The sequence below is a fragment of the Pseudocalidococcus azoricus BACA0444 genome, assembly GCF_031729055.1.
GTDB classification, from domain to species: Bacteria; Cyanobacteriota; Cyanobacteriia; order Thermosynechococcales; family Thermosynechococcaceae; genus Pseudocalidococcus; species Pseudocalidococcus azoricus.
Genome location: NZ_JAVMIP010000004.1, coordinates 89,791 through 102,973, shown reverse-complemented (window position 1 = coordinate 102,973; position 13,183 = coordinate 89,791). Strand labels below are relative to the sequence as shown.

At 48.7% G+C, this 13,183-nt stretch carries 13 protein-coding genes; 2 read left to right on the top strand and 11 right to left on the bottom strand.

Going from position 1 to position 13,183, the window contains the following annotated elements:
* Positions 1-342: 342 nt before the first annotated feature.
* Positions 343-1,137: a calcium-binding protein gene (locus RIF25_RS06565; RefSeq protein WP_322877749.1), complete on the bottom strand. Its 795-nt coding sequence runs from the start codon at positions 1,135-1,137 to the stop codon at positions 343-345.
* Between the two features lie 411 nt (positions 1,138-1,548).
* Complete coding sequence (locus RIF25_RS06560; protein ID WP_322877748.1) at positions 1,549-2,448, bottom strand: Rpn family recombination-promoting nuclease/putative transposase; 900 nt, start codon at positions 2,446-2,448, stop codon at positions 1,549-1,551.
* Between the two features lie 118 nt (positions 2,449-2,566).
* Between RIF25_RS06560 and carB the strand changes: the two genes are divergently transcribed.
* The gene (gene carB, locus RIF25_RS06555) at positions 2,567-5,857 is read left to right on the top strand and encodes a carbamoyl-phosphate synthase large subunit (RefSeq protein WP_322877747.1); all 3,291 of its coding nucleotides are present in this window, start codon (positions 2,567-2,569) and stop codon (positions 5,855-5,857) included.
* An 89-nt stretch (positions 5,858-5,946) separates the two neighbouring features.
* Positions 5,947-6,396, top strand: coding sequence for a hypothetical protein (locus RIF25_RS06550; protein WP_322877746.1), 450 nt, complete (start codon positions 5,947-5,949; stop codon positions 6,394-6,396).
* A gap of 37 nt (positions 6,397-6,433) precedes the next feature.
* On the opposite strand, the gene RIF25_RS06545 is transcribed toward RIF25_RS06550, so the two are convergent.
* From RIF25_RS06545 to RIF25_RS06505, 9 genes are all read right to left on the bottom strand, one after another.
* Positions 6,434-7,126 (bottom strand): Na(+)/H(+) antiporter subunit B, encoded by a 693-nt coding sequence (locus RIF25_RS06545; protein WP_322877745.1) that lies wholly within the window; start codon positions 7,124-7,126, stop codon positions 6,434-6,436.
* Positions 7,123-7,749 (bottom strand): DUF4040 domain-containing protein, encoded by a 627-nt coding sequence (locus RIF25_RS06540; RefSeq protein WP_322877744.1) that lies wholly within the window; start codon positions 7,747-7,749, stop codon positions 7,123-7,125. Before RIF25_RS06540 ends, RIF25_RS06545 begins: the two co-directional genes overlap by 4 nt.
* A 9-nt stretch (positions 7,750-7,758) precedes the next feature.
* Positions 7,759-8,067 (bottom strand): monovalent cation/H(+) antiporter subunit G, encoded by a 309-nt coding sequence (locus RIF25_RS06535; RefSeq protein ID WP_407682349.1) that lies wholly within the window; start codon positions 8,065-8,067, stop codon positions 7,759-7,761.
* 10 nt (positions 8,068-8,077) lie between these two features.
* Entirely contained in the window at positions 8,078-8,353 is a 276-nt protein-coding gene (locus RIF25_RS06530) for a hypothetical protein (protein WP_407682346.1), read from the bottom strand.
* Positions 8,350-8,754, bottom strand: a complete 405-nt coding sequence (locus tag RIF25_RS06525; protein WP_322877741.1) for a Na+/H+ antiporter subunit E — start codon at positions 8,752-8,754, stop codon at positions 8,350-8,352. Before RIF25_RS06525 ends, RIF25_RS06530 begins: the two co-directional genes overlap by 4 nt.
* A complete protein-coding gene (locus RIF25_RS06520; protein ID WP_322877740.1) occupies positions 8,739-10,202 on the bottom strand; it encodes a cation:proton antiporter in 1,464 nt (487 codons plus the stop codon). Before RIF25_RS06520 ends, RIF25_RS06525 begins: the two co-directional genes overlap by 16 nt.
* Positions 10,199-10,537: a cation:proton antiporter subunit C gene (locus tag RIF25_RS06515; protein WP_322877739.1), complete on the bottom strand. Its 339-nt coding sequence runs from the start codon at positions 10,535-10,537 to the stop codon at positions 10,199-10,201. Before RIF25_RS06515 ends, RIF25_RS06520 begins: the two co-directional genes overlap by 4 nt.
* Before the next feature lie 60 nt (positions 10,538-10,597).
* Positions 10,598-12,286, bottom strand: a complete 1,689-nt coding sequence (gene bicA / locus RIF25_RS06510; RefSeq protein ID WP_322877738.1) for a bicarbonate transporter BicA — start codon at positions 12,284-12,286, stop codon at positions 10,598-10,600.
* Between the two features lie 109 nt (positions 12,287-12,395).
* Entirely contained in the window at positions 12,396-13,160 is a 765-nt protein-coding gene (locus RIF25_RS06505) for a peptidase (RefSeq protein ID WP_322877737.1), read from the bottom strand.
* Between the last annotated feature and the right edge of the window lie 23 nt (positions 13,161-13,183).

The following is a 13,183-nucleotide window of genomic DNA, read 5'->3' as shown; positions in this document are numbered from 1 at the left end:
CCCGAAGCACTTTTAATTCGGATAGTTAAACGGGGTCAGGGCATTTGGTTTCGAGACAGGCCCCTTTCAATCGTGCAATAAACCAACTCAATATTTCTTTAGGTTGAAGAGTCAAATTTTCACTGACAAGGGGTATAGCTAAATTATTATTGTTAGGATAAAAATTGACCAGGGCAGCTAGGCCCCGGAACTCATCCCTTAGAATCTCAACCACCAAAAAAGGGCCAGATCAATGAAGATCTAGGCCCCTAGTTGAGAATCAACAGAATATCAGGAGTCAAACTTAACGGCTAAACTATCGACCCAAGATGGATGGGAATAAATCTGGCCAGGACAGAGATTCTAAATAACGACAATATCACTGGCGGTCAAGCTAGGCAGGCTAGTCAAAGTGGCAATTTGTGCCTGAGCTGTTCCCCCTAAGCCATCCACATCAAAGAACAAGCTGCCTGTTCCCTGGTCATAAATAAACCGCTGACTGGTGTTAGTGGCCGCCGTACCCAGAATAAACCGAGACGAAGCCAATGTACCTAGTAATAAACCACCGCCAAACCCACTACCAAGGATGTGAATCTTATCCGTATTCCCAGACACTTTACTGAAATCCGTAAGGGTATCAATCCCTTCGGTAGGGGCATTAAACCGGAAAAAGTCATTCCCGTTGCTACCCGTAAGATTATCGTTCCCAGCCCCCCCAATTAACAGATCGCTGCCATCCCCACCTAAAAGAACATCTGCCCCAAAACTTCCATCCAAAGTATTATTGCCTGTATTGCCCGTCATGGTATTCGCCAAAGCATTTCCTGTGCCGCTGAGAGCAGATGTGCCCGTCAAAAACAGATTTTCCACATTGCTGGTCAGGGTATGGGTGACTGAAGCATAAACGGTGTCAATCTCAGTGGTTATAGTGGAAGTCTCCGTGACTAGATCGCCAATGTTGTCCACTAAATAAGTATCGTTACCGATCCCACCGACAAGATTATCAGCCCCAGCCCCACCATCTAAATAGTCATCACCCATCCCACCATTGAGTGTGTTAATGCCCGCATTGCCGATGATGGTGTTATTGAGGGCATTCCCAGTTCCGTTAATATCACTGATTCCCGTCAGGATCAAATTTTCAACATTGTTCGTCAAACTATATAGCAGTCCGTCTTTATTTGTGAGAATGACTGATCATCAGAAGCCTTGGTAAAGAATCCCCCCTCGTTGAGCCTAGGATAAAACCAAGACTTTGCAGGGATAGATAATTCTGGGCTATTCTCACGAATCATTACTGTTTACTATAGCAGTTGGGTAGTGCTAAAATCTCCATGCCTAATCACTGCTATAGCATTACGCAGACTGTTCTAAGAGAATCGAAATCTTATAAGCATTGCCTAAAAAGTATTTCCTCCCTTGTTCTTATCTAGCCTTAAATGCGTAGTGCTATATTACTGGGGCAAATCATTTATTCGGATCGTTACAGTCGCCAAAGTCACTCAGAAAACAATCAGTGAGCCAGCATTTCAGCCTGATGGACAAATTACTTGACTGGATTTAGTTTATTTAGTTCGGGGTCTGGTTTAGCCATGTGGCCAGGTCGGTGGGGGTTTGAAAGTCTAAAAGGGCTTCAGCCAAACTCTCTAGTTGCGGAATGCCAAGACTGCAAATCTGCTGTCTGAGATCGTCTGACAGGGGGCCAAATTTATGCTGGAGTAGCCGCAGGGTTAGCAAAACCTCACCTTCTTGTCGTCCTTCTTGCCGCCCTTCTTGCCGTCCACGTTGAATCCCTTGTTGAATCCCTTGTTGAAGTCCTAGCTGAAGTCCCCGTTGTTCACTGCTTTCCACTAGCTCCCGATAGGTAACAGATTCCCGCATAATCTCCTCCCGTAGTAGTTGCTGTAACATCTCTTTCTTAAACTTTAGCCCACCCAACAAGTAGGTGTAGGTTGTTAAACTCAGTCGTAATTCTCGGTTTTCTAAGGTTTCTAATCGCTGAGTAACATCAGTTAATAGGTTATCGGGGTTTTCGGTTTTTGCCAAAATTGCCAGGGGCCACAGGGTCGGAAATGCTAGGAGTTTTGTGGCTGCCACTTCCCATAATCGAATGACTTGATAGTGATGCCGGGTGCTGGCGGATTCAAAAAAGTCTACTTGGACACCAGTTGAGCTTGTTTCTCTGAGAAATAAAACAATTTGTCTGACCGGCCGGCGGTATTGGCGATAAAGCCGGGTGTAGTAATCGAGCATTCGTAAAGGCATTTCGGGGTCGGCTTGGGTTTGAAATTCGAGATGTAAGATTTGATTGCCAACTTCTAAAAAGCTAACAAAATCGGCCCGGATCGGTTCCACGGATAGTTCGGTTTTGAGAATGTTAATTTCAGTGACAGATTCTCCTAATAGCCACGTGACAAAGGGCCTGGGGTTACTTTCTACGAGGGATTTACAGAGGTTGTCGTAGGCCATAGTGTTGATGTGAAAAGGCTTGCTCTAACTCTGACGTAATTTCAGCCAAGTTCATTACAAAGCATATCTGGCCTGGCAGTGTAGGATTAAACAGAATCTCATTTGGCCGCTGTGATCTATGCCCCGTCGTACTGACCTGAAAAAAATTCTTCTGATTGGCTCAGGGCCCATTGTGATTGGCCAGGCCTGTGAATTTGACTACTCTGGCACCCAGGCCTGTAAAGCATTACGGGAAGAAGGCTACGAGGTAATCCTGATTAACTCCAATCCGGCCACGATCATGACGGATCCAGAAACGGCCGACCGCACCTATATTGAGCCGTTAACTCCAGAAATTGTCGAAAAGGTGATTATTGCCGAACAACCCGATGCGATGCTCCCGACCATGGGCGGCCAAACAGCCTTGAACTTGGCGGTGACGTTAGCAAAATCCGGCGTTCTCGAAAAACATGGCGTGGAATTGATCGGCGCAAAACTCCCGGCAATCGAAATGGCGGAAGACCGAAAACTCTTTAAAGAAGCGATGGCTCGGATTGGCGTACCGGTCTGTCCCTCGGGCCTAGCGGAAACCATGGCAGAATCCAAAGCCATTGCCCAGCAAATCGGGAGCTATCCCCTGATCATTCGGCCGGCGTTTACATTGGGGGGAACCGGGGGTGGGATTGCCTATAACCAGGAAGAATTTGAAGAAATAGCTGCCTCGGGGTTAGATGCCAGTCCGGTATCCCAGATTTTGATTGAGCAGTCGTTAATTGGCTGGAAAGAATACGAGCTGGAGGTGATGCGGGACTTAGCCGATAACGTTGTGATTATTTGCTCGATTGAAAACATTGACCCGATGGGGATTCATACCGGCGACTCAATTACAGTGGCTCCAGCTCAAACCCTGACGGATAAAGAATACCAACGCCTGCGGGATGCCTCGATCAAGATCATTCGGGAAATTGGGGTGGAAACCGGCGGCTCGAACATTCAATTTGCCGTCAATCCCGAAACGGGCGATTTTATTGTGATTGAGATGAATCCCCGCGTCTCCCGGTCTTCTGCCTTAGCCTCTAAAGCAACTGGCTTTCCAATTGCCAAGATGGCGGCCAAACTGGCGGTGGGTTATACCCTGGATGAAATTCCCAATGACATTACCCGGAAAACCCCGGCCAGCTTTGAACCAACGATTGACTATGTGGTGACGAAAATTCCCCGCTTTGCCTTTGAAAAATTTCCCGGTTCTCAACCTGTGCTGACCACCCAAATGAAATCTGTTGGGGAAGCGATGGCCATGGGACGCACATTCCAAGAGTCATTTCAAAAAGCCTTACGCTCTCTGGAAACTGGCCGGGCCGGTTGGGGCTGTGACAAAGCCGAAAAACTTCCCAGTCTGGAGCAAATTCGGGCCAATTTACGCACACCGAACCCCGATCGCATTTTGACGGTGCGCCAGGCCCTGTTGATGCAGATGACTGTGGAGGATATTTATGAACTGACCGCGATTGATCGTTGGTTTTTGAACGAGTTCAAGGAGCTATTGGACACCGAAAAATTCCTCAAACGCAAGGCTTTAACTCAGATCACGGCCGATGAAATGTGGACGGTGAAGCAACAGGGGTTTAGTGATCGCCAAATTGCCTATGCGACCAAATCCACGGAAGATCAGGTGCGAGCTTATCGTAAATCCTTGGCGGTAATTCCCGTCTATAAAACTGTGGATACCTGTGCCGCCGAATTTGAAGCCACCACCCCCTACTACTATTCCGCCTATGAACGCCCCACCCAACGGGTGAATTTAGAAACCGGCCAAGTGGAAACCATTGCCCCCGACTCAGAAGTTTTACCAGCGACAAAACCGCGGGTGATGATTTTGGGTTCTGGCCCGAACCGGATTGGCCAAGGGATTGAATTTGACTATTGTTGTTGTCACGCGGCCTATGCCCTCTCTGCCGATGGCTATGAAACGATCATGGTCAACTCCAACCCGGAAACCGTTTCCACCGACTACGACACCAGCGACCGCCTTTATTTTGAACCCCTGACTAAAGAAGATGTCTTAAACATTATCGAAGTCGAAAAACCTGTGGGCGTGATCATTCAATTTGGCGGGCAAACTCCCTTAAAACTGGCAGTGCCGTTGCAGGCCTATCTGAATCAACAGGGGCCCGAAGGCACAACCAAAATTTGGGGCACCTCGCCGGATTCTATTGACATTGCCGAAGATCGGGAGCGGTTTGAACGGATTTTACGAGAACTTAATATTCCCCAACCTGCCAATGGCCTGGCCCGTAGTTTTAATGAAGCCCTCGCCGTCGCCCAACGAATTAGTTATCCCGTCGTCGTCCGGCCCAGTTACGTTTTAGGCGGACGGGCGATGGAAATTGTCTATTCCGATAGTGAACTGGAACGCTACATGACCTATGCCGTGCAAGTGGAGCCGGATCACCCAATTTTGATTGATAAGTTTCTCGAGAATGCGATTGAGGTGGATGTGGATGCCATTGCCGATGCCCAGGGGAATGTGGTCATTGGGGGGGTGATGGAGCACATTGAACAGGCCGGGATTCACTCCGGAGATTCAGCCTGTAGCTTGCCGCCTCAAACCTTGCCGCCGCAGATTTTAGAAACAATCCGGGGATGGAGTGTCGCCCTAGCCAAAGCCCTAAATGTGGTGGGTCTGATGAATTTGCAGTTGGCGGTCCAGGGGGATCAAATTTTTATGATTGAAGCCAACCCCCGCGCCTCTCGGACTGTTCCCTTTGTTTCTAAGGCCATTGGGGTTCCCCTGGCGAAAATTGCCGCCCGGTTGATGTCGGGGAAAACCTTAGCCGAACTGGGCTTAACCCAAGAAATTATTCCCAACCATGTAGCTGTCAAGGAAGCGGTCTTGCCCTTTGAGAAATTTGCTGGCACTGATACCTTGCTTGGCCCGGAAATGCGCTCAACAGGAGAGGCCATGGGGATTGACGTGGATTTTGGCCAGGCCTTTGCTAAGTCCCAACTTTCAGCCAATCAAAAACTGCCATTATCGGGAACCGTATTTGTGTCCATGAGTAATCGGGATAAAAAAGCCATTGCCCCGGTGATCAAAGATTTACAGGCCCTGGGCTTTCATGTCTTAGCGACAGAAGGTACAAGGGCGGCGTTGTTAGAGTATGGCCTGGAGAATATTGAGCTAGTCCTCAAACTCCATGAAGGGCGGCCGAATGTTTTGGATGCGATTAAAAACCAACAAATCCACCTGATCTTTAACACCCCTTCTGGAGAAGAAGCCCAGGCCGATGGTCGCCTGATTCGCCGTTCAGCTTTGACCTATAAAATCCCGATGGTAACAACTATTGCGGGAGCCAAAGCAACTGCCGCGGCCATTAGAGCTTTGCAAACCAATCCCCTACAGGTAAAAGCAATTCAGGATTACCATTAAGATTAAATTGATTGTTTGCAGTGTTCCCAGCCCTCCACAGGCTCAACAAACTGTGATAAGAACTAACAACCCATGACCAAATTCTTCTCATGCCACCAAAACCTATTGTCACTTACTCTATTTTGAATAAAAAACTATTTCGTAAAATTATTTTGCCGTTTTTCTGGGTTGCTGGTTCTTTCTACCCTATCAAATGTCTCGGACAAAATCTAAGCCCAGGCTGGGCAAAACTAGGGGGTGACTACAGCACTACTCAGGTGTATGTACTACCAATTCACCAAATTAATCGTCAGTCTTCAGTTCGATTTGGAGTTCCTGCCAGAATATTTAAGCCTACTTCAAATAATACTTTTGATGGAGAACAAAACAGATATAAAATATTTTGTTCAAATAATTCGATGCAATCACAATCTATAATTAGGATTTCACACATAAAGCTAAACAAGGACAATCAACAAGTAGGAATGTCAGATAATCGAGAAATATCTCAGTCAAATAGCGGCTATAATCGTGAAATTTACAACTGGTATTGCCAATAATAATTTATATAGACTATTCTAAAAAATAGAGTTGGTTCTACAATAGTCCACGATAGCGAATAAAAATCAGAATCGCCGCCCAAGACCCCAAGGCCACTTTGAAAGCCACAAGGGCATTGAGAATCGGAATCATGCCTCCACTCACCAGGGCCCCAAATTCTCCTTGGGCTAATTCCCACCCCCCAAAAGTCAGCCCAGCCAAAACAATAAACACCAAAACGGAAACTTTTTCCCAAGTCCCAATCTGCCAGCGTTGATAGAGTTGCTCCATCCAAGTTGTTGAGGCTGTAATTGCCACCAGGCCAATGGCTGTCCCCCCCGCAACCCCGGCCGCAAATCCCCCTCCCGGACTGAGATGGCCGCGAATGGCTAACTCAATGCTCACCAAGGCCGTAATGGTTGCACCCAGCCGAGCTAAGACAATCGAGGGCTGGTCTGAAAACTGCTCCACTTGGCCGAGGGGTTTCTCATTAGCCATCAGGTAACTAACCCCCATAATCGCAATTGTGAAGACCAGCACCTCAAAAATCGTGTCATAGAGGCGGTTACGAAAAATAATTCCCGTGACGGCATTGGGGACACCACTATCTAGGACAATTGATTGGACAATATCTACCCCAGGATAGTCGAGGCTGGGATTGGGCAGTAGCCAAACTTTCACGGTAAAGAATAGGGCCGTCAGGCAATACAGCCACTGTAGCGGGGAAATTTTCAGGGTCGGTCGGCTCATGGGGATTCTTCCGGTAGGGCTAAACTCGTAGGGGGCAGGGTTGGGGAATCATTGGCCAAGCGCAACCTACAAACTTGGATCAGCGTTGGGGTGAGACCGGCCTGGATAATCCTAAAGAGGCGGGGAATCCGAATCACGGCTTCAAAGCAACTAGGGGGCGGGGTGGCTAGGGGCGTACAAATCCCATGGACATCCCTTTCCTGTAGGGCAATGGTTAAGGCCTCTAGAGTTGGATAGGGGACTAACTCTAAGCGCAAATGGTAGGGAGCAATGATCTGGCGAAAGGCGGCAATAATTTCGACAAAATCGGCCTGTGGTATTCCATGGCCCTCCCCATTAGCATCTTCCTCTTGACCATTGGCCTGTAAAACCCCCAAGCGCATCACCAAGGACGAGCGCACCGCCACCGCGTAAAGGGTAATGGCTAACATCGTTCCCACGAGGGCTTCCGTTAAGGCCACATCGGCGGCTCCCAAAAGGGCATAGATCAAGGCGGCAACTGCACCTAAAATCCCCCGCGTTACCAGGGCATAGTAGGGGTTGGCCTGGAAAATCACCATCCCAGCAGCCAAGGGAAACAGGAGCATCATCGCGGTAATCGTTGGATCGGAGCTATCAATCATGGCTAGCCGTTAGAGTTTATATTCATCAGCAGTAAGTAAAGCATCAATCTGGGGACTAGGGGTGGAACAATAGGCCAACACATAGCCCAAAACCGTATTCCAAATCGCGAGGGAAATTAAGGCCAACAGGAGCAGGGGCCACTCCCGGGGAATTTTGATCAGCAACCCAATCGTAATAGTCAGGGAGCCAATCGTATCGGAGACCGAGAGACCATGCAATTTATAGAGGACGGATCGTTTTGACAGTAAGGGAGCAGTGCCCCAAAACCAAAAAACTAATCCCAGGCCAAAGCAACCATAACTGAGGATATTTAACATCGTGATCACCTCACAACCGGAGAGTTTGGGCCGTAACAACATCATTAATGCGTTTAACCAAGTGGGCCAGTAACATTAAGGCGGCATTCCCAACACTGAGAATAATTACCCCCACCACCCCAATCATCCAATCATCCCGGAGGACAGAAACAACCAAAATCATCATGGATGTTTTCGTGGCCACGCTGGCAAAGGCTAACATTTTCTGCCAAACCTCTTCTTCCCTCCAGGCCACCCAGAGGGGGATCAATAGAGCCAATAACATTCCCCACAGTACCCAGATCATTTCCCGATCCTCCCGGCGGCCTTGCGATGGACGAGATTGTGAACTTCATACCAGCCATCTTCCCGATACTTGAGCACAATGGTTTTCGGGGTAAAGGTAATCACAAAAATATCCAAAAAGATCAGTCCCGGGGTCCGATTCGGCCGGACTCGTTCCAGTTTGACTTCACTGTGGTTATAGGGGGCAAGCATAATCTGAAAGGCTTCCACATAGGCCTTAGGAATCGCGAGGATAATTTCTTTGAGAACACCGGCCCAATCCCTCAGCTTCGACTTAATTCTAGAACTGCGGGGCAAAATTAAGGCAACCGCCACACCAATGAGAATGTTCGCCAAGCTGAGATCCGATGTCAACAAAAACCAAATCACCAGCCGGAGGGTTAAATCTAAAATGCCAACCATGCCCAAAGCCCTCCAAAAAGTAGCACCAAGATCACGCTAATGAGGCCAATCAATTGCTGAAAATACTCTAAAACGCGGGGCAGTTGCACCTGGAACTGACGCAGGAGGAAAAAAGACGCGCCCCAGCCCCCGACAATAACTGCCAATGTCTTGAGTAAATTGGCCAAGGTATAGGCAGGTAGATAAACACCATTGGCGATCACCAAGCTCAACAGTAACAGCAGCACCCCAATCCAAAATCCCCCCGTTACCCCCTTTGTGCCAGGCCCCCCTTGACTTGCTCCCAGGGCAAAAGGAATAAAGATGACTTTGGCAAAAACCACCACCGTCCCCAAGGCCGCCCCATTCATTGCCCAACTTTGCCAGCCCGTTAGTTGTTCTAAGGCCCATACTTTTGCGCCATACCCTGCCAAAAGGGGAAAGCCAGAAATCGAGAGGGCCGCCATGGTTAAGACACCCCAGAGGCGAGCGGGGATTACCGTGGCCTGGAGCTTGGCTAATTGCCGTTCTGGTAAATTGCCCACAGTCAAAAACAAGCTTGCTTTAGCTAACCCGTGGCTGAGGGCATAGAATCCGGCCACAGTGGGGGAAGCAACAATAAAGCCAACCTGGGAAATGGTACTCAGGGCCAATAGCCGTTTTAGATCGGACTCAAACAAGGCATAGCCCACCCCTAAAAAAGCTGAGGCAATTCCAAAGAGTTGGATCATTGGGCTTAATTCCCCAAACATCAGGGAGAGACGGACTAAGGGAAAAATCCCTGCTTTAACCACCGCCCCCGAAAGCATGGCAGATACAGGTGTTTCCGCTTCAGCATGGGTGAGGGGCAACCAAAGACCGGAAATGAACAGCCCCCCTTTGGTGAATAACCCCAAGAAAATCAAGGCAATCCCTTCTAGGGGAGCATTCAACAATCCTGAAAAGCTAAAGGAATGATTGGCCTGATAGACCAAGACCGCCCCCATTAGGTAGAACAACATGGCAACGCTACTGACGAATAAATAGCGTAAACTAACCCAAATTGTCCGCTCAGTCCGGCTGTAGGCAATCAATAGAAATGAGGCGATCCCAATTGTTTCCAGGGCCACATAAACAGTGACAAAATCGGCACTGATAAAAATGGCATTTAAACTGCCGTGCAGAATCAGCAGTTGGGTATAGAAAAAACCGGACTTAGGCAATACCCAGCAATAGGCGAGGACGGCAGCCGTAACCAGGGCATTGGTCACAATGAAAAAGCCACTCAACCCATCTATGGACAAGATCACCCCAAAATGATCCAACAGTTCTAAGGTGATGGGAGTTTGGCTGACAATGGCCTGCAAACCATAGGCCAGGGAACTCACCACTGCGATCACCGTCAGATAGCGAGCGAGTTTTGGCAGTAGATAACTACTCATCCCTAAAAATAAAGGGAGCAGAATCCAGGTAATTGTTATTTCTGTCATGGTAAATAATTACGCTCAATCTCATCCAATTCCAGGGTGGGATTGTTTTTGGATAGCTTCATGGCCCCGACTAGCATTAAGGCCTGGGTGGATAGGCCAATCACAATTGCCGTTAGGATGACGGCCTGGGGAACGGGATCCGCATAGGTCACGGATTGAGTTGGGAACAAAATTGGGGTAAAAACACCGGTTCGGGCCGCAATTAAGACAAAGTAGCCAATCACTCCCGTACTCATCACATCTAGGGCAATGATTTTGAGGAGTAAACTCGGTTGCCAAACCAGGCCAGAGAACCCCAAAAGAATAACTCCTAAAACACAGGCCTCTAAAATCATTAGATTTCCTCCAGGGTACTGGTGATGATCCTAATTGTTGTCCTTTCCCCTAGGTTCTCATTAAACGGGGAGAGAATCGGCCGCGATGGCTTGTTTTTCATGGACGTAGATCACCGCCAACTCTAGGGCATCGGTTCGATCCGTCAGGATATGATCTGGGGTAATGCAGGTAAATAGGCCCAATTTTTCTAGCCGTTTCAATACCTTCGCACTTGCTCCAACTAAATAGACCACTACTCCTTTGTCTGAGGCATCTCGGATCGCATTTTCAATGGCAAGGGACGCAGTCACCCCCAACAGCGGCACATCACTCAAGTCCATCACCAAAACATCGGCTTCCTTCATGGCATTGTGTTCACGGGCAATAGCTTTGGAAAGACCAAAAATCATCGGGCCACTGAGGTAAAACAGCAAAATCCGTCCCTGTCCGGCATCAAGTAAAGCATTTTCAGCCTCGGTTAAGCGGGCATCATCATCCGTGTCGGAAATGAGCTTTACCTCCTGGGATTGGAGACTACTCAGGCGTTCAATGGTGAGAATATTGGCAATAAAGACCCCAACACCCACTGCGACAATCAAGTCCACAAACACTGTCAGCAGCAGCACCCCGTACATGATCAGGGAGCCTTTAACTGAAACTTTGTGAGACCGCTTCAGGAAACTCCAATCAAGAATATCAATCCCCACCTTCAGTGCAATCCCCGCTAGAACCGCCATCGGAATCGGTTGAGTATAACGAGCTGCTCCTAGCACCACCACCAACAGAACCAAGGCTCGGGTAATCCCAGAAACGGCTGTTTTGGCCCCGGTTTGAATGTTGACCACAGTTCCCATTGTCGCCCCGGCTCCCGGTAAGCCCCCACACAGGCCCGAGACAATGTTGCCAATCCCTTGCCCAATCAGTTCTTTGTCAGAGTTATGCTCCGTGCGGGTGAGACTGTCGGCAATGACAGCGGTTAACAAGGTATCAATAGAACCCAACATCCCTAACATCACGCCATTGATCAGCATGGTTGTAATCTGGCCTGGGCTAAAGGTGGGTAGGACAAAATCCGGTAATCCCATCGGAATGTCTCCCAAGTCCCCAATCCGGCGCAGGTCAGCAGTTTGGAAGAGAGTCAGCGAAAGAATTGTCCCAACGACAAGCGCAATTAGTTGGGGTGGCACAATCCGCTTCACTTTTTGGGGGGTAAAGAAGATAATGGCCACGGTTAAAATGCCGAGAATAGCCGCCGCCGGGTGAATATTACTCAATAATTCTGGTAATGCCCGGACGGTGCCAATAACGCCTCCTTTGGGGGCAGACTGACCTAAGAACGGCCCAATTTGCAGAATAATCAGAATCACGCCAATCCCGGACATAAAGCCAGAAATGACACTGTAGGGCATTAACGTAATGTATTTCCCAAGCTTGAACACGCCAAAAATAATCTGAAATGCCCCAGCCAGCATCACCACCGTAAACGCCATCGCCAGGCCATAGTCAGGATTAGCAGCGGTCAAACTGGCCACAATCGCCGTCATCACTACCGTCATCGGGCCTGTGGGTTCAGAAATTAAAGTCGGAGTCCCACCAAATAAGGCCGCAAAAAAACCGACACAAACCGCTCCATACAACCCGGCAATTGGCCCGGCTCCTGATGCCACTCCAAAAGCCAGAGATAAGGGCAGAGAGACAATCGCGGCAGTGACACCCCCAAATAAATCGCCTCGGAAGTTAAGAAAGTTAATCTTATTAGTTATTTGCATAGACTTGGCTCTATATATTAAAGTCAGTATTAAATATATTCAATTACTTAATGAGTCGTCATTACTCTATCTCTATTGATGACCTTTCTTTCATTCATTTTTAACAATGCTACTGATGGGTTTTCTCTATGATTTTCCTTGATGAGACAGGTATAGACCAGCCAAGACGGGTGGGTTGTTGATAGATACGAATCAAGGTTTGAATGTCACGGGCAGAAATAGGCGGTGGGTCGGCAACTTGGGCAAAGTAGAGGGCATCTGAGTTTAAGGGACTATGGCCCCAAATTCCGAGGGCATGGCCGAGTTCATGGCGGAGAGCGGCTAAGACATATTTGGGGGCCTGAGTGGGGCGGACGATGACTTGACACCGATGGGCCAAATGATCTTGGGGGTCAATATAGAGTTCATAGAAGGTTTCAGCGGATCTGACCCGCTCTCCACTCCGATGACTGGGCCGATTGGCTTGAATGGTGATGTCGGCCGTCGTCGGATACGAAGATAGCTTTAAGGGTAAATAGGCTTGCCATTCTTGAACGGCTTGTTGGGCGGCGGCAATCCAGGCCTGGGCGGTGGGACTATCGGGGGGCTGGATGTAAACCTGAATTGGAAACTGACTCCAAATGAGATACCCGACCTCGGTTTGTTTCACTTGATCAAAATAGTCAGGGGTGGGGGTTCCAGGGCCGGGGGATGTGGGAAGGGGTTTAGACCAGGCCTGGAGGGTGGGCGGGACGGGATGGGTTTGCAGGGGGGGGAGCGTAATTTGCTGATCTTGATGGCTATTGGCCAGGCCCCGTGAGTGGGAGAGACCCCAGGCCAAAATCAAGCCCAACAGCAGGGACAACCACCACCTAGGACGTAAGCACCAAGCCATAAATCAAACGAGAAGTGAGTGAA

Excerpts from the sequence above, each read along its gene's own strand:
- RIF25_RS06545 (WP_322877745.1), bottom strand. The coding sequence starts at position 7,126 with ATGAGCCGACCGACCCTGAAAATTTCCCCGCTACAGTGGCTGTATTGC.
- RIF25_RS06550 (WP_322877746.1), top strand. The coding sequence starts at position 5,947 with ATGCCACCAAAACCTATTGTCACTTACTCTATTTTGAATAAAAAACTA.
- RIF25_RS06505 (WP_322877737.1), bottom strand. The coding sequence starts at position 13,160 with ATGGCTTGGTGCTTACGTCCTAGGTGGTGGTTGTCCCTGCTGTTGGGC.
- RIF25_RS06530 (WP_407682346.1), bottom strand. The coding sequence starts at position 8,353 with ATGATCTGGGTACTGTGGGGAATGTTATTGGCTCTATTGATCCCCCTC.
- RIF25_RS06540 (WP_322877744.1), bottom strand. The coding sequence starts at position 7,749 with ATGATTGATAGCTCCGATCCAACGATTACCGCGATGATGCTCCTGTTT.
- bicA (WP_322877738.1), bottom strand. The coding sequence starts at position 12,286 with ATGCAAATAACTAATAAGATTAACTTTCTTAACTTCCGAGGCGATTTA.
- RIF25_RS06525 (WP_322877741.1), bottom strand. The coding sequence starts at position 8,754 with ATGGTTGGCATTTTAGATTTAACCCTCCGGCTGGTGATTTGGTTTTTG.
- RIF25_RS06515 (WP_322877739.1), bottom strand. The coding sequence starts at position 10,537 with ATGATTTTAGAGGCCTGTGTTTTAGGAGTTATTCTTTTGGGGTTCTCT.
- RIF25_RS06535 (WP_407682349.1), bottom strand. The coding sequence starts at position 8,067 with ATGTTAAATATCCTCAGTTATGGTTGCTTTGGCCTGGGATTAGTTTTT.
- carB (WP_322877747.1), top strand. The coding sequence starts at position 2,567 with ATGCCCCGTCGTACTGACCTGAAAAAAATTCTTCTGATTGGCTCAGGG.
- RIF25_RS06560 (WP_322877748.1), bottom strand. The coding sequence starts at position 2,448 with ATGGCCTACGACAACCTCTGTAAATCCCTCGTAGAAAGTAACCCCAGG.
- RIF25_RS06520 (WP_322877740.1), bottom strand. The coding sequence starts at position 10,202 with ATGACAGAAATAACAATTACCTGGATTCTGCTCCCTTTATTTTTAGGG.